Source organism: Rhodanobacter sp. FW106-PBR-R2A-2-24 (assembly GCF_058789615.1).
On the sequence record NZ_JBYTBV010000002.1, the window covers coordinates 189034 to 205585 of the forward strand.

Below are 16552 nucleotides of genomic sequence, written 5' to 3' on the forward strand. Positions count from 1 at the left end.
CATGAGGATGGCCGGTGCGCGCGTGCGTCGACAAGTCACTGGCGTATCGATAGCCCGTGACGGGAGACGATCACGATGCCGGTCGCAGCGACCGTCGCGACAAATGCGCAGAATGCGTCGTTTGAAGACGCTGGGGTGCTGGACACCACTAGGCCCGCAACCAGAAAAGCGAACCCGCTGACGAAGGTAGCCAGCCCCGCGATTTTTCCCTGCTCGTGCGCCTGCACGCTTTCGGCCATCTTGGCCATGGTCAGGCAATAAATCGTGGCGGAGCCCAGTGCGAAAGGCACGGCCGCCGCCCACATTCGAAGCACCGGCGGCTCGCCGAGCAACAGGATGCCGGCGGCCATCAACAGGCCGAATGCCAATGCCAGGGGGTGTTGCGGCGTCCAGCGTGCAGGAATCCTGGGCACGATCAATGCACAGGCCAAGGCCATCAGCAGGCCGATGTAAGCGGCGTAGAAACCAATGGTCGACGCCGTGGCCCCGCGCTGCTGTAGTAGGAGCGGTATGCGCTCATAGAAGCAGGCGAGGACAACTTCCATCAAGAAGAATTGCAAGAGATACCCGCGAATCCGCCCGATCATGGCCGTCCTCGCCAAATCGCGGAGCCAGCTACGGCGGCGCGGCGTGTTTACGCCGGTGGTTTGTCGCTCCTTGTAGAACAGGCCGATGATGCCCAGCGTGGTGCCGAAAAGCGCAGCGGTGAGCAGAAATGGCACAACGCTGCCAGCGAACGGAAGGACGCGATTGTCCGAAAATAGCCCTCCCACCAATGGACCGCCTATGACGCCCAGGATGCTCCATGTGGTCAGCTTGCCGATATCGACGGCTTGAGCCTCGGCGGTACGTCCTTCGACCAGCCCCGCCTGCACGATAACCCCGCTTCCGTCCATTAGCCCGATGGCGGCAAGGCCGGCGATGAACAGCACCATGTGGTGCGAGAGGATCGAAACTGCGCAAACCAGCATGCCCAGCATCACGCCGGTGATCGCCAGCATCAATGAGCGCTTTCGGCCCCAATGATCCGAGAGGGCGCCGAGAACCGGCGCCCCCACCGCAGAACATACCTGAGGCACGCTTATGGCCAGGGCGTAAAGTTGCTGGCGCAGTTGCGTCGATGCAGAGGGCGCAAGCAGTTGTCCCGACGCATCGTGCAGCAATAGCGGCGCGAGTCCCGGAATGTAGATGAACAAACTCGCTGAGGCCAGAAAGATGACCGCGCAAGAGGTGGCGAGCCGGCGCCGGTCTGCGTCCGGCGCCGTGCTCGCCAGCTGGCCATCAGTCGTGGACACGGGCCACCGATCGTTGTGCCGCCAGCATGGCCTGCCGTACGTGGGCGCGCCCGGTATCCGGTGCCGAGTCACCGGTCGATTTCAGCGAACGGTCGAGGAAATAGCCCAGCGCGCGCACCGACGGGTACTCGAACACGTCCAGGACCTTCAGCGACAAGGTCTGGTGCTTGGCCAGAATGTCACTGACCAGCGCCACGATGTCGAGCGAGGACAGGCCGATATCGAACAGATTGTCCGTCACCTCGAAATGGTCGTGCCTGAGCGTGGCGGCGACTAGACTGGCAAGCCATTTTTCCGTCGCCGTGTCGCCTTTCTGGTCGTGCGAGACGGTGTGCACCTGCTTGGCGAGTTCGGCAAAATCGACCTTGCCGCTCATGGTGACGGGGATGCGCTGTGTCGGCACGAAGATCGCCGGCATCATATAGGCGGGCAGACGTTCCCGGAGACCACTGCGCACTTGCTGTTCGTCAAACGGTGCCGAGCCCGGCACCACGTAGGCGACCAGCCGGCCATCTTCCGCATCATCGAATGCCACCAGGTCCACGGCCGAATCGGTCATGCCCACCTTGCCAAGGGCGGCCTCGATCTCGGCCAGTTCCAGGCGGAAACCGCGCACCTTGACTTGTCTGTCTAGGCGTCCCAAATACTCGACGATGCCATCGGCGCGCATGCGCCCGAGATCCCCAGTACGGAAGGCAGACAGCGCGCCCTGACTGGAAAACTTCTGCCGCGTCGCTTCGTCGCACTTATGGTAGCCGCGCGCCACGCCGGGCCCGGTGATCATGATCTCGCCGGGCACGCCGCGCACAGCCACCGCGCCGTCCCGAGTGAGCACATGGATGGTGGATCCCGCGATCGGAGTCCCTATCAGGCTACGGTTCACGGCGAGATCCTGCTCGCGCACCACGTGCTGGGTCGCAAGCACCGTGGCTTCCGTCGGTCCGTAGAGATTGACGACTTGGCACCGGTCCAGCGGATGGTTCCCGAGCCAATCCTTCAGCGAGGAAAAATGCAGGGCTTCACCGCCGAGAAAAACGTAACGCGGACGGAGCATGGTGTCGCCGCCGTGACGTGCATCTTCGCGGATGAGGTTTTTGAACACGCTTGGCGTATGGCATAGCACAGTAACCTTCTCCTGTTGCAGCAAGGCGTACAGCTGCTCCGGATCTTGTTTGGCCTCACTATGCGGAATGACTAGCTTGCCGCCGTGCAAGAGGCAGCCGAAGATCTCCCAGATGGAGTAATCGAAGCTCAACGAATGGAACAGCGTCCAGACGTCATCGTGGGAAAAGCGGAATTGCTGATGGCAGGCGCGCATCAGGCTGAGCAAATTCCGGTGGGAAATGGGTACACCCTTGGGTACACCGGTCGAGCCCGACGTATAGATGATGTATGCCACGGCGTCGACATCCGAAGCGGCATGAACCGGGGCGCTCAGGGAAGCGCTGCGGGCAGCTTCGATCAGCGCATCGAACAACATGCCCGGATCACTTTCACGCGGGGGCGACTGGGATACCAAAAACGGCGCGTCGAGATCGTCGAGAATCTGGCGTACTCGTGCCGCCGGCAGCTTGGGATCCAGCGGGACGTAGGCTTTGCCGACCTTGAGGATGGCCAGGATAGTCGCTACCGCCTCGATGCTGCTATCGGCGGACAGCGCGACGGTCCGATACGAGGCGGCCTGCGTTTGCAGTTGGGCCGCCAGCCGGTTAGAAAGCTCATCAAGCTCTGCGTAGCTTGCCGAGCGGAGTCCTTGTCGCAGAGCCGGCTGGTGCGCGCGCGCGAAAACGGTCGCTGCGAACGCCTGCGGAATCGTGGGCGACTCGCCAGCTTCTGGCGCCGTTCCGTGGGCGACCGATTCACTCAGCGTAAGCGTGGAGATCGGTTGCTCCGAATGCTCCAGGATGCCTCGCAGTAGTCGGTGGAATTCGGCGATGACGTCGATGTCGTCGAAATAAGCCCCCAGGTCGAACACCGGCCGGTAGCATGCGGCGCGCGCCTCGACCGTGAGGCGAATTTCAGCGGGAAGATGGATGCGCTCGACGGGGATAGATTCGCACGAGCAGCCATCTAGGGCATAGTTAAACTCGTCGGCATAAAAGGTGAACAGCGACGTCATCCGTGGCGACATGGACGGAAACATGTCTGGGTCGTAATGCTGGTAGCGGTGCAGGCGAAATAGCTTCTTGCCGATCATGCCGACGACGTCGTTGAAACTCATCGTTGCGTCGATATCGAGAACCGCCGGCACCGTATTGATAAAGCAGCCGATGTCGTGCATGTTCTCCGCGTTTCTTCCGGGCACCGCATACCCCACGACGATGGGGTCATCGGGCACCAGTCGTTTGAGCAGGCATACGTAGGCGGCGAAGAAAAACTGGCCGGCGGATATTTTCCGTTCGTGCAACATCGCATCGATAGAATCGCGTGGAAGCTCGCAGGCCAAGGTGCGTCCGCAAATGCCGCCGGCATCGTTGCGGATCTGGACGATACTCGGCATCTCCAGCGAATCGAGATGGCCGATTTCTTGGGTATAGAAGGCCAGCGAACGCGCTTCGTCGTCGGCCCTGCCGTTGGTCTTGGTCGTCGCCGGCGGGACGTCAGACGAGATATCGGGCTGCCCGTCCTGATCGCCGATGTTGTAGCGCGCACTGACCCGGTTGAGCCACGCCGAGTAGCCGTAACCATCGGCGATCAGGTGGGGTACGGACGTAACGATGTAGGCATGCCCGGGCGCCGCGACGTGAAGGCTGATGTCATGCAGCGGCCACTGCTTCTTCGGCGCCGTGTTTTGCAGTTTCCAGGCGTACGCGTAAATGCGGCGGACGAACTCGTCTTCAGCGACGTCGTCCGGCCGTCGAAACAGCGCCACACCAGGTTGGCGCGTCGGCTCCGCGCGTTGAAACGAGGTGCCCCCGATCTCGGGAAAGTCGACCTTGAACGTTTCGGTTTCGGATGACACCGACTGCAGGGTGCGCACCAGCCGCTCCACATCGAGCGGACCGGAGATCCTAGTGAGGAAGGTCAGATTAAAGGCAGTATCGCCGGGATGGTATTGCTGGTGGCGCGCCAGGTTTCGTTGCGTCTTGCGCAATGGAACTAGATCTTGCATGCGTACATCCTCGTCCATGGAGGCCAGTGTGGAAGCGCTTCGCGGCTCGCCCGCCTCAGGCAATCTCGGGCATGGGAAGGCTGCCCGGCTCCACGCCAAGCGATTCGCAGGCGTTCAGGACGAGGTTTTTCATCATCATCGCGATCATGATCGGCCCGGTGCTGCCGAGCGCGGGAGCGATGTGACTAGCCTTTCGGAGCGCCGCCTCGACGTTGACGCCGCCCTTCAGGACGGGCACCGTCCGGCCTTTCTTCCTGGAATACTTCTCGCCGACCATGACGGGAAGAAAGTCGATGACCACCGCCCCCTTCTTGAGGTATGTATCGTCGATGATCTCCGGCGAGGAGACCGATACAAGCACTAAGTCGGCGTTTCGCGTGATCTCCCGCACGTTGGGTTCGGCGGTGCTCGCGATGGCGACGGGGACGTTCACCCTCTCGGACATGCGAAGCAGCCGTCCCACCAGGGGGTTATCGCGGATGTGATCCTCGGTGACAAACACGTTACGACTGCGCGGGATGTCGTAGTCGATCGACTCCAGGAGCGTTCTGACGGCGGTAATGGTAGTTCCCTGCTTGCCGTTGACGGTATCAATATCGTCGAAGTCAAAGGGTTCATCGTCGTCCTCATCGAGCGCGCCCTCGAGTTCCTTGCTCGGGACGATTTCGCCGAAAACCTTTTCCTGGTCGATGTGTTCAGGCAACGGCAACAGGACGAGGATTCCGTGCGTATCGGGGTCCTGGTTCTCGTTGTGCACCGCCGCGATGAGGTCCTCTTCCGTGGCGTCGTCGGGCAGCACGGTCGAACGAACTTCAATGCCGATGTTGCGCGCGGCTGCTTCGTGCAGGATGAACTCGCTTTGCTTGAGCGAATCGCCCTGGCCGACGGTCAGCAGGGCGAGACGCGGTACGACGCCATATTGCTGGCGCAGCGCCGTAACCCGTTCGGCGACTTCCTGGTTGATCTCGTCGGCGATCTTTCGGCCGGACAGTACCTGACTCATGATGATGTCTCCTTGATTTCTTTTGAAAGGACCGGATCGACTGCGTTTAGCCGACAGCGGTGGCACATCCTTGGACCTTCACCGCGGCCTGGAAATGGCCAGCGAGCTGTTTCACGTGGCGCGACATGCTGAACATCGTGAAGTGATCGCCATCGACGTCGATGGGAGTCATCGAGCCGGTGGAATAGGCTGCCCATCGCGTCTTGTGCACCTTGTTGATCTTGAGCTTCTCGAGCAAAAGCACGGGTTCGTCTTCGCGGGCGATGAAGACAACCAAGTTGGCGGCAACCGGCCCCGCCGGCTTATGTGTCTTGAGAAGATGGTGGGAAAATTTCCACTTCTGGAAGAATTCGCTGGCGTCCTCGTCGCTGATGCCGTTCCTGAGCAGATCGAGTCTCCGGGCAACGCCGAGCGCATCGGAGAAGTTGCGAATCCCGACGCTCTCCTGCGTGGCGATTTCAGTTTTTTCCGGTTTGAAGTAGCTCGCCACCATGGTTGGAAACGCGCCGATGTAGTCCAGTTCCGATCCGTCGTACGTGTTGTAGGCCTCGGGCGGATGCGGGTCGAACATGAATATGGTTTCGACCTCACAGCCATCGTTTTCCAGCACACGAGCGATTTCGTGAGCGAGGTTGCCACCGAAGGAATATCCGCCGAGAAGGTACGGACCGTTGGCTTTCTGGGCGCGTATCGCCTTGGCGTATCGCGTGGCGAGCGAATGCAGAGAGCCATAGCCTTGATAGCCTTCCGGCAGGTCGATCGACCAGAGATTCAGGTCGTCGGTCATGTAGCGGTTCAGCGATCGATAGCAGAACGTGCTGCCGCCGGCCGGGTGCAGCAGGAAGATGTGTTTCGCGTGAGCGGACCGCGAGCGGACGCTGGTGAGCCATGGTGATGAACTGCGAAACTCACGTCCGAGCACCATCGCCGTGAGGTCCAACGGCGTTTTGCCGGAGAGAGCGGCGCTCAGTGTGATGTTCGACCTAAAGGCTTGGTTGATGCGAGAGATGATTTCCACGACGATCAGCGAGTCGGCGCCTGCATCCCACAGCGTGGTGTCCGAGGCGACTGTGTCGTCCCCGATCAGTTCGCGCCAGATCGCCAGGATCTCATTCAGGATGTCGTCGTCGTGGGCGGCTCGTGGCACGGCGATCGGTTTGGCAAGGCGCGCGGTGGCGTCCGAGGCGCCAGGCTCGATCCAGTGGCGTACAGGCGACAGCGGATAGGCCGGAAGCGCGGTCGGTATCCAGTGAGTCTTCTCGTAGAGACTGCCGATGGAGAGTTCGGAGACCGCATGCGCCGCCCCCAGAAACTGGAACAGACGAGCGAGCGGAACCGCGGGTGTCTCCAATGTGACATCGTCGGCAAAGATTTCGGACGTCAGGCGCTGGACGTCGGCCGGGCAAAGGTCGGCGGTGGCCGGTGTGGTAAATGCATTTTGCTCGGCTATTTGCTTGACGCCAAGCACGCCAAGCCTGGCCAGCAGTCGCACGTAGAGCGATCGATAGCCGGCGGGGCTGCGGTCGGACGGGGTGCAGGCTTCCGCGAGGCACGGCAACTGGTCGACTATCGCTTCCAGCGCGTGCTGGCCGAAACGCGGAATGTGCAGGTCGGTGCGCTCCGCGCTGCTCGAGGCCGCTTCGAACGCGGACGAAAGATCATCAACGGTTGAAAGGACGAGGCATCGCGTAATCGATCGCCGCTTCCGCCGCGTGGCAAGCGACGCCGCGAGATCAAGCAGCGTCACCCCGTTCCGCAGCGCCTGCTCGACGCTGTGCAGGTAGCTGGGAAAATCGTCCTTCTTGTTGACCGACAACGGCAGAAGGTATACCGACAGACTGAGTATTTCGCGGCGCGGGAGTGACTCCGCATCGTAACGCCCGACTACCGCGTGCGCATTCGTGCCACCGATGCCAAACGAGCTGACGCAGGCCATCTTCAGTTCGCGCCGTACGTTATGTTGAGGAAATTCGAAGTATTCGCTGGCTTCGGCTACCGAACGGGTCGGCGTGCGCAGATGGGCAATGGCAGGCACGATGCCTGCTTGCATGGCGTGCACGCACTTGATGATCGAGGTAATCCCCGCTGCAACGTCCAGGTGCCCGATGTTCGCCTTGAGGCTTCCGAGGGGGATCGGCTGGCGTGGCTTTCTGAACGCCGAAGCGAGTGCCGTAAGCTCGATCTGGTCGCCGAGTTCCGTGCCGGTGCCATGCGTTTCGATGTAGTCGACGTCGTTGACCGTGGCGCCAGCAAATCCGAGTGCCTCGGCGATGACCTGCTGTTGACCGGTGACGCTGGGCGCCGTGTAGCCAATTTTGACCGAGCCATCGTTGTTTACGGCGGTGCTACGGATGACCGCGTGGATGGTGTCGCCGTCGCGCTCGGCGTCAGCCAGTCGACGGAGCAGCAGCACTGAACAGCCGTTTCCTTTGACGGTGCCGCTGGCATCACGGTCGAAGGGCCGGCAGTATCCGTCGCGGGACAGGATGCCGCCCTCCTTGTAGACATAACCCCGATCTTGCGGCGTCGTGATGGAGGACGCGCCGACAATGCACATGTCCGAGTCTCCGAGCAGCAGACTTTGGCATGCCATATGAGTGGCGACCAACGAACTGGAACACGCGCATTGAACGGTGATCGCGGGGCCGGTGAGATTCAATTTGTAAGAGATCCTCGTAGCTACCGTGTCCTTGTCGTTGCCCAGGAGCACTGCGTAGTTGAGGTCCGAAGGATCGAAGACGCTGCTATTGATGATGTTGTTGATCAGATAGGTGCTGATGCTCGACGAGGCGAAGACGCCGACGCGAATGCCCTGCGGGATGTTCTCGTAACCGGACCGCTCCATGGCCTTGTACGCACAGGTAAGCAACACCCGGTGCTGCGGGTCCATGATTTGCGCCTCGTAAGGCGTAAAGCCGAAAAATGCGTGATCGAACAAGTCAATGCCGTCGATGGCGTAATACCTGCCGATCCGCTCGTCCCCGTGCGCGGTACTCTCTGCAAGGTCGGTGCCCTCGACCATATGCCGCCACAATTGTTCTGGCGACTCCGACTTCGGATAACGCCCTGCCATGCCGATGATGGCGATATCGGTTTCCCTACCCATGATGTCCTCGACTACGTAGTCCAGTGTTTGGAAGAAGCCTTTTGACTCGTTGCGGCTTGGTTTGGTCAGTCACTTCGCGACACTGTGTCACGCGTGCACCGTATCGACATGAGGCGCGATTACCTTGGCGCCGAATCGCGAACGATGTTGTGGTCAGCGTGGGGCTTGAATGTTGACGGCACAGGACACGAGGTAACCTAAAGCTATGAATGTGACGACCGCCACCGGGGCCACCAATAGGCCGACTGCCGCCAGCTTCGCCATGGTTATCCAGCCCATGCCGAGATCGGTGCGCAGGAGAAACATCATCACCAGCGAGTACGGCATCACCAGGGTTATGGCGGTAAATGTTCCCGGGGTAAAGCTGCGGCGCCTGAGCGACACGATCACGTGTCCGACGGCGTTCAGCATCAGGGCGAACATGGCGATGGCCGACATCTGCATGAGGCTTGCGGTTTGATGGAGCCAGGTAATGGTGCTTAGGACGGCTGCGGCAATAGTGATGAGCAGCGCTGCGTAGCCAATCGATCTTCTCGTTACAAAGCGTGGCGCGACGCGTGAATGGTAAACTTGGACGAAGCGATCGTAGCGAAGAAACTCATCCGCATTGTGGATGGCCAGCACAATGGGAAAGAGAAGGTTGACGGTGTACGTGCTTATCGTCATTTAGCAAATCCGTGCAAGATTTTTTTAATGACTTCGAACGGAACCTTTGTGCAAAGGATCTCAAAACCGTTCGACCGCTGTCACATCAGGTTACAGGCTCCTCCTCTATGAGCGTCTCTTTCTCGCCGTAAAGCCGCTCGGCGACAATGCCTTGTTCGGCGCATTTCTTGATGAGCAGGTTGGACTGGATGATCGGTTGCGACTCTTCGGTGTATTTGATGCTCATGATGTAATTCAACCATGGCTCTTGGCCCATCGCATACACGTATACCTCCTTGCATTGGAGGCAGTCGATCATGCGCATGCCCTGGTCGCAGTTCGAGCCGGATAAGCGTCGCGACTCGTCCATGACCCTATCGATATGTTTCGTCAGCAGTGTTCCGTACAACCAGGATAACGGGGCACCGTCACATTCCATGCCGATAAACAGGACTTCGACGTCGCCGATCAGTTGATGGATGCGCCCGTACAGGCGAGGCTCGATGTTGCACGAGTCGGCGACAAAAAGCAGCGACCTATCTTCAATGGTTACGTGCCAGGCCAACTTAGTAGGGATATCCAGATCGGCGTGTTCGCCGAAGAACGGTAGCCCGGTGATTTGGATACCCTTTTCATTCAGCTTTTCAAACTCACCCAGGTCGGTGATGCGATCAAATCCGCACTGCTTGAGGATGAGTTTCAATGATGGATCTTGCAAGCTTCCGTTCCCGCTGCGTGGAACGATGATGTTTTTGATCTTATGACGCAGTTGAAGCATGGTTTCAAAGAGTACGTGGTCCTGGTGATTATGCGTAATCAGCACGTAATCAATGACGTCGGGAAGATCGAGATAGGTGTAGCGGGCAACGGATCCGTTCGACGTGTAACTGAGAACCGGATCGACCAGGATACTTATGCCTTGCGATTCGATCAGGATGCAGGCATGGCCAAAATAGCGCCACCGAATTCCACTGCCCTGGTAGGGTTGGTATGGTGGGGGTGGCGTTTCCGTCAGAAAGCGTCGCATCAGCTCGGCTTGCTTGTCGCTCAAACCAAGCGTTGCTTTGATTTCATGGTATAGCCGGGGCGTCGATTTGAGCTTGAACAGATAATCCACGGCTGGATCATCGAAAGACAGTTTCAGGTGCAGCACGCCCGGGTCGTCGAGGCGGGGCGTACTCAAAATAAATGGCCGCTCGTCATCGTCGATCGTCTGCAACATGAGGCTCTGCAAGGACGGGTCGTAGTATTTGCTCGCATAAAGCAACGGTTCGATCAGGCGAAATGACGGCTGATTATTCAGGTCGTAGGCGAGTTCCACCATACCTTTCAGGGCGTCTGGGACTTTCGCATAGAGCGGATGCAGACTCATGCCTCTTGCGTGTTCCCGCAGCATATCGTCGAGTTCCGACAGGGCGGTTGCGAGTTCGAGCAGATCGTGGCGTTCGCTCGACGTTTGATCTCTTAGGGCTTTTATCTCATCGACGCGCTGGCCACCGTAGTCGATGAAAGGACCGCCGTTCATTTTCGGATCGCGCGCCGCTTCGGCATGTACCGCTGGCGCCCTTATATACGAGTCCATGATTTTCAGATGGCGCTGACTGACATTGCGCGCAAACGTCGCTGGCGGTATGAGATGAGGCCACGCGTACCAGCGATCTACAAGCGGTTCTACTTGTATGTTTTGACGGAGGAAAAGTTTTGGAGCGTCGCTCATGCTACTGCCATCCTTCCTTGAGTATGAAAGCGGTACAACCTGCAATCCGTGCCCGCGGTGCCTTACATATGTGAATACCGAGGGCTCCTTCGAGCCTAGTACGTAGCGCTTTTTGGGCTCATCTTATCGGTGCATATACTGCCTCTTGTAGAGGCAAGCACACCGGTATGGCATCATCAAACGCCTCTACTTGGGTCGATTCGGAAACGCGAGGTCGCTTCACATGCAAAGTACCGATCGACTCAGATGAAGTGATCGCCAATCACATGTTCAAAGAGAAATCGATAGTCGCAGCAGTAAAGATGATTGGAGATCGACTGGTAACCACGCTTAAGTACTTGGCGCACTGGGATAGCCACAGCTATGGTGAGCAAGGCAAGTGATAGCATGGCGATCAGCATAAGCGATCCCTTTGATCGGCTAGCATTCATGGTGATTCCCTCGACTACTACTTCCCAGCCGCTTGATGGCGCCGTACAACGCCCAGCATCGACGCCTTCCGGTCGTCGACCGCTTCTTGGCGAAACAACACGCCTCCAGCAAGTTCGAATAATCCCGCCTCAGCGGGAAACGATCCTCATTGCCCGCCTACCTAATGCTGATGAACCATGATCCATCAGACTAAATGCTGTCAACAATAAGCACGTTCTTGCTATCGATGCCATCAAGCAAGCCGGCAGGGAAAAGTGGCTTGACACCGGCATCGGTGTTTGGCGTGTCAGCCAAGGACTACGAGACGAGGCGGCGCAGGCTGACATGGCCAGCCCCTCCGGTCACAACATTTTGCGAGTGCGTCGGCTACTCCCGTAACCTCGTCTCGTGGTCCATGCATCGCGCGCCACAACCCAGGGCGTCTTCTTGCTGCTTACCTTGATGACGACAAGGGGGGGGGGCTGGTCTGGGCGAACAGGGTGCTGCTGGTCAGCGACACCTGCCGCTTGCAGCGATTGCACTGATACATGCCCCGCCGCGTGAGGTGGCAGCGCCCCTTGTGACCACACTCCGGGCAGCGAAATCCTTCGGACCAATGCGCCTTCGCCGACGCCTCGCGGCACTGCGCCTCGATGCCGTTGCGATCAAGAAAGACCCTCAGGCTTATGACGGGATTTGCCCATTCATAACGGCCAGAAGGCCACCAAATTCCCAAGGCGCCCCTGACATCGGATAACTTCCCATTATCCGGTGTTAGATTTCTCGCGTAACCCACCCACTCGCGCACTTGAAGTATTACGTAATAACATGGTATGTAATGCGTTACGAAATACCAAGGAGACCCAGCGATGGCCCGTGGCGGGGTGTACAAGACCGAGATCGAGAAGGCCCGTAACGCCTTGCTGGCCAAGGGAAAACACCCTTCGGTCGACGCGGTGCGGGTGGCGTTGGGCAATACTGGCTCGAAAACGACCATCCATCGCTACCTCAAGGAACTGGAGGCCGAGGATGCCGCCGGCGTGGGTGGCAAATTCCCGATCAGCGACGCTTTGGCCGATCTGGTTAGCCGATTGGCGGGACGGCTCCAGGAGGAGGCTGACGCCAAGATCACTGAGGCAGCCGCCCGTTTCGAGGCCCAGCGGAAAGAGCTGACCGCCCAGTTGGACCAGGCGCGGCAGGAGGCGGCGTCCATCCGTGCCGACCAGGAACGCACGGCGACGGCGCTGCGTGACGAACAGGCGCAACACGACGCCACGCGGCAGGCGCGGCTCGATGCGACGTTGCAAGTGCGGCAACTGGAGGAACGGGTCAGCGGCCTGACCGCCCGCATAGCCGAGCACGAAGCGCATGCGCAGTCACTGGAAGAGAAACACGCACATGCCCGCGAGGCGCTGGAGCATTACCGCACGTCCGTGAAGGAACAACGGGAGCAGGAACAGCGCCGACATGAGCACCAGATCCAGGAGCTGCAGGTGGCACTGCGTCAGGCCAACGAAGCCCTCACGGGCAAAAATCACGAACTTCTGCAGCTCAATCGCGACAACGGGCGCCTGACGGAACACAACGCGCGCCTGGACAAGGAAGTGCAGCAGGCACGAAGCGCCGTGCGCGCAGTGCAAGACGAGGTGGCCACGCTCAAGCCCTTGGTGACGGAACTGGCCAGCCTGCGCATGACATGGAGCCACGATGTCCAGGCGCTCGAACGCGCGCGCCTCGACCTGGAAGCCGCCGCACAGGCGCTCGATCAAGAAAGGGTGGCGCGGCAGGACGCCGAGGGTCGAGCCGCATCAACGCAGGCTCGGCTGGGCACGCTGGAAGAGGTCTTGTCCAAGCTGCAGCTTGCCTCCACGTCAGCGCCACCTGCCATACCCGAGCAGCCAGGGTGACCGGCCTGACAGCAAGTGGGGCGGTTTCGGTGTGCCGCCGCGATTAGCAGGAATTCTTCGATCTTGCCGATTTTAGCTCAGGCCAGCTAATTCAATGGAAACAGTGCTTTAGGCACCATGTGAGCGTTTTCGCACGAATCTCGGCCATCCCCCAGGTTGTAGAACTGGAACACGAAGCCCACGTGCTCGCGGCGGAAGCGGGTGAGCGCGCGGTCGTCGGCGCCGGTGAGGCGGTGGTCCACGTACCAAACCTCGCCGCCGGTGGGCGCATCCAGCCCGCCGAGGATGTTGAGCAGGGTGGACTTGCCGCTGCCGGAAGGGCCGAGCAGCACCACGAACTCGCCGGAGAACAGCTCCAGGTCCACCCCGCGCAACGCGTGCACTTCCACCTCGCCCATGCGATAGACCTTGGTCAGGCCCTGTGCCCGGAACACCGGCGCAGGCGGGGAGGGCGATGTCGGTGGCGGCATGCGGACGGCCTCGGTTCGGCCCGGGCGCCGTGGAAGGTCGTCCGCTTCCGTCCGTCCGGTGGGGGCGGCGACCGTCACAGCATCCTTTTCAACGTGTTGTCCCGCCGCACGGCGTGATGCCAGAGGGCCGCGACCACGTGCAACGCGATCAGGCCATAGAGGACATTGCCCAGGACTTCATGCAGCTCCTCGGTGAGCTCTTTCGCCTGCGGGTTTGGCTGGGCCAGCGCGGGGAGCTGCCAACCCAGCCACGGCAGCGTCAACGGCTCTCCGGCATAACCCAGCTGCAACCAGCCCAGCAGCGGCACCGCGAGCAGGAACGCATACAACGTCACATGCACGAGGCGTGCGGTCAGCGCGGTGAACCTGTCGGGCGTCGGGATGATCGGCGGCACCCGCGCGCGGATTCTCAGCACGATGCGCGGGATCAGCAGCAGCAGCACGGCCAGGCCAGCCGCGTAATGCCACTGCATGGCCGAGATGCCCGACACGGCACTGCCGCCGTTGTCCTCGTGTTCTTCCGTGCCGGTCAGGATGGCTGCCGCCACGACGGCGACGACGGTCAGCCAATGGATGACCCTGAGGCTCAGGGGGTAGCGCGTGCTGGGTATGAACATGGTGTATCTCCCGGACGAACGAAGGCGCCACTGGATGCGAAGCGCCGCGCCGGCCTCGATCCGACGGAACGTCAGGCGCCCGGGCCTTCCCGTCAGGCAAGGGCGGTGGCACCGCCAATGGTCGGGGTCCGGCGATGGGGGATGTTGATCCACATCAACAGCGCCCCGGGCTGCGTTCCGCCGGGCCTTGAGCCAGATCAAACGCAGCCGGGCAGCGGGCACTAGCCTGATGCCCAGCCAGCAGAGCAGGCCCGTCAGACAGGCACGAAGCGCTGGCGGCGAGCCGATGCTTTGTATTGGCCGGACGACGGCGATGCATGCAGACGGGAAACATCGATGAGCAACACGCCGACCATGCAGGCCACAACGCTGAATCGCCTCGGCCTCGGCCTGCTGGTGATGGCGAGCTGCTGGTTTGTCGTGCGGCCTTTCCTGCCAGCCATCCTGTATTCGGCGGCCATCGCAATGTCCACCTGGCCGCTCCACAGCGCGCTGTCGAGGCGGCTGCACGACCGGCCCAATGTCGCCAGCGCGATCAGCTGCCTGTTCGTCGCCTTGCTCGTCATCGTCCCGACCACGGCATTGGTGGTGTCGCTCCGCGACGCCTCGCTCTGGTTGCTGCAGTCCATCGAGGGCTGGCGATCATCGTCGGCGCAAGCCTCCGCGCCCTCGATGGGTCGTGTCCCAGCGACCATTGGGGTGCTCGGGAATTGGGTAGTCGAGATGGTTTCCGCGCGCGGCGATCATCCGGGCGCGCCCAGCCTGGTGTCGCTGGTCGACCCGGCAAGGCGATTCGCCGTGGCGGCTGCGCGATCGCTGGGCAACGGCGTGCTGCAGGCGCTGCTCGCCGGGCTGCTGCTGTTCTTCTTCTATCGCGATGGCAAACGGTTGGCGCTCGATTCGCGCCTGCTGGCGCGACGCTTTGGCGGGGCCGGGGCGATGGATCTCCTGGATGCGGCGCAGAAGGCGATGGTGGGCGTGATGATTGGCGTGATCGGTGCGGCGCTTGCCCAGTCGGCGGTTGCCGTCGTCGGTTTCATGATCGTCGGTGTGCCGCAGCCCCTGCTTCTGGGCTCCATCACCTTCGTCCTCTCGGTGATTCCGGTGGGGCCGCCATTGGTCTGGGGCGGGGTGGCGGTGTGGTTGCTGCAGCACGGCAACCCTGGGTGGTCCGCATTCATGGTCGTCTATGGGCTGTTCGGCATCAGCATGGTCGACAACGTGATCAAACCGCTCCTGATAAGCCGATCCAGCCGCCTGCCATTCGCCATGACCTTCATCGGGGTGGTGGGCGGTGTGCTTGCCTTTGGCGTCGAGGGAGTCTTCATCGGGCCGGTCTCGATGGCGGCGGCGCTCCGCCTGGCCGGCCAATATCGCCGGGTCGGGCAGGCGGGCGATCTGCCCGGCAGGCGGGGTGACGGGCCATGATCCATGGCCATCGAAGATCGGCAGGCAAGGCAGGCGCAGGCCGCGCGCTCCGGCGGACAGGCATCCGGGGCACCATTCCCGGGTACGTCGCGCGCCTCAACGCACGACCAGCACCGGCACGCTCGAACCGGACAACACCTTCAGCACCACCGAGCCGAGGAACAGGCTCTTCAGTGCGCCGCGGCCGTGCGAACCCATCACCACCAGGTCGTACCGGCCACGGTGCGCGAGCTGCACGATCTCGGCTCCCGGATCGCCGACCAGCATGCGCTCGTCGAACACATGGCCTGCCTTCGCCAGCACGCGTCGGGCCGGCTTGAGCGCGGCGGTGCCGTTGTCGAGGTGGAAGCGCGCCACGCTGTCGGCGTCCAGCCTCCCGGCGATCGACTCGCGCAGGGGAAGGTCCACGTTGAGCAGCGTCACGGAGGCGTCGGCGGGCCAGTGCCTGGTCAGGTAGCGGGCGGCACGTGTGCTGCAGGTGCTCCCGTCCACGGGCAGCAGGATCTTCATGGGGGCCTCCTCCTCGCGGTCCGGCGCCATGGCATCATCACAGCGGAACGGCCGCGGTGCCGTGTTGACCTGCATCAACGCGGCGGTCAGCTCTCGGCAAGCGAAGGCCAGCGGTGGCACAGGACACGGCGCACGCTTTCCAGCCACGCGGCACAGGCCAGCATCAGCGGCAGCAGGAGTGCCAGCGCTTCGCCGCCAGGTTGGCTCAGACCGATCGCCTCGCGCAGCGGCGCGACACCGGCCAAGCCCTGGGCCAGCTCGACAAATGGGGGTGACCGCAAGCTAGCAGCACGATTCCGAACACCTCCAAGGATGGGGATCCTTTCGGGAT

At 61.2% G+C, this 16552-nt stretch carries 14 protein-coding genes; 2 read left to right on the plus strand and 12 right to left on the minus strand.

Features of this window, described 5'->3' with window-relative positions:
* Positions 1-35: 35 nt before the first annotated feature.
* The 8 genes from AC3WQA_RS01930 to AC3WQA_RS01965 all read right to left on the minus strand — a co-directional run bounded on the left by AC3WQA_RS01930 (position 36) and on the right by AC3WQA_RS01965 (position 12286).
* The gene (locus AC3WQA_RS01930; protein WP_492673429.1) at positions 36-1295 is read right to left on the minus strand and encodes an MFS transporter; all 1260 of its coding nucleotides are present in this window, start codon (positions 1293-1295) and stop codon (positions 36-38) included.
* On the minus strand, positions 1282-4407 hold the full coding sequence (locus AC3WQA_RS01935) for a non-ribosomal peptide synthetase (protein WP_492673430.1): 3126 nt from the start codon (positions 4405-4407) through the stop codon (positions 1282-1284). Before AC3WQA_RS01935 ends, AC3WQA_RS01930 begins: the two co-directional genes overlap by 14 nt.
* Positions 4408-4462: 55 nt before the next feature.
* Positions 4463-5410 carry a tetrahydrofolate dehydrogenase/cyclohydrolase catalytic domain-containing protein gene (locus tag AC3WQA_RS01940; RefSeq protein ID WP_492673431.1) on the minus strand — a complete coding sequence of 316 codons (948 nt, stop codon included), beginning with the start codon at positions 5408-5410 and terminating at the stop codon, positions 4463-4465.
* Positions 5411-5456: 46 nt separating this feature from the next.
* Complete coding sequence (locus tag AC3WQA_RS01945) at positions 5457-8516, minus strand: thioesterase domain-containing protein (RefSeq protein ID WP_492673432.1); 3060 nt, start codon at positions 8514-8516, stop codon at positions 5457-5459.
* Positions 8517-8669: 153 nt separating this feature from the next.
* Positions 8670-9182, minus strand: a complete 513-nt coding sequence (locus AC3WQA_RS01950) for an HXXEE domain-containing protein (RefSeq protein WP_492673433.1) — start codon at positions 9180-9182, stop codon at positions 8670-8672.
* Positions 9183-9267: 85 nt separating this feature from the next.
* Positions 9268-10878 carry an MBL fold metallo-hydrolase gene (locus AC3WQA_RS01955; protein ID WP_492673434.1) on the minus strand — a complete coding sequence of 537 codons (1611 nt, stop codon included), beginning with the start codon at positions 10876-10878 and terminating at the stop codon, positions 9268-9270.
* Between the two features lie 242 nt (positions 10879-11120).
* A complete protein-coding gene (locus tag AC3WQA_RS01960) occupies positions 11121-11279 on the minus strand; it encodes a hypothetical protein (RefSeq protein WP_492673435.1) in 159 nt (52 codons plus the stop codon).
* Positions 11280-11743: 464 nt separating this feature from the next.
* The gene (locus AC3WQA_RS01965) at positions 11744-12286 is read right to left on the minus strand and encodes a transposase family protein (RefSeq protein WP_492673436.1); all 543 of its coding nucleotides are present in this window, start codon (positions 12284-12286) and stop codon (positions 11744-11746) included.
* Here AC3WQA_RS01965 and AC3WQA_RS01970 point away from each other — a divergent pair.
* On the plus strand, positions 12174-13196 hold the full coding sequence (locus tag AC3WQA_RS01970; RefSeq protein WP_492673244.1) for a DNA-binding protein: 1023 nt from the start codon (positions 12174-12176) through the stop codon (positions 13194-13196). The two genes, AC3WQA_RS01965 and AC3WQA_RS01970, sit on opposite strands and share 113 nt — an antisense overlap.
* Positions 13197-13282: 86 nt before the next feature.
* On the opposite strand, the gene AC3WQA_RS01975 is transcribed toward AC3WQA_RS01970, so the two are convergent.
* The gene (locus AC3WQA_RS01975; protein WP_492673437.1) at positions 13283-13666 is read right to left on the minus strand and encodes an ABC transporter ATP-binding protein; all 384 of its coding nucleotides are present in this window, start codon (positions 13664-13666) and stop codon (positions 13283-13285) included.
* A gap of 74 nt (positions 13667-13740) precedes the next feature.
* A complete protein-coding gene (locus tag AC3WQA_RS01980) occupies positions 13741-14283 on the minus strand; it encodes a cytochrome b (RefSeq protein WP_492673438.1) in 543 nt (180 codons plus the stop codon).
* 336 nt (positions 14284-14619) lie between these two features.
* Here AC3WQA_RS01980 and AC3WQA_RS01985 point away from each other — a divergent pair, with 336 nt between their 5' ends.
* Complete coding sequence (locus AC3WQA_RS01985; protein ID WP_492673439.1) at positions 14620-15711, plus strand: AI-2E family transporter; 1092 nt, start codon at positions 14620-14622, stop codon at positions 15709-15711.
* Positions 15712-15807: 96 nt separating this feature from the next.
* On the opposite strand, the gene AC3WQA_RS01990 is transcribed toward AC3WQA_RS01985, so the two are convergent.
* Both AC3WQA_RS01990 and AC3WQA_RS01995 read right to left on the minus strand, forming a co-directional pair.
* Entirely contained in the window at positions 15808-16221 is a 414-nt protein-coding gene (locus AC3WQA_RS01990) for a universal stress protein (protein WP_492673440.1), read from the minus strand.
* A gap of 86 nt (positions 16222-16307) precedes the next feature.
* Positions 16308-16502 (minus strand): hypothetical protein, encoded by a 195-nt coding sequence (locus AC3WQA_RS01995; protein WP_492673441.1) that lies wholly within the window; start codon positions 16500-16502, stop codon positions 16308-16310.
* Between the last annotated feature and the right edge of the window lie 50 nt (positions 16503-16552).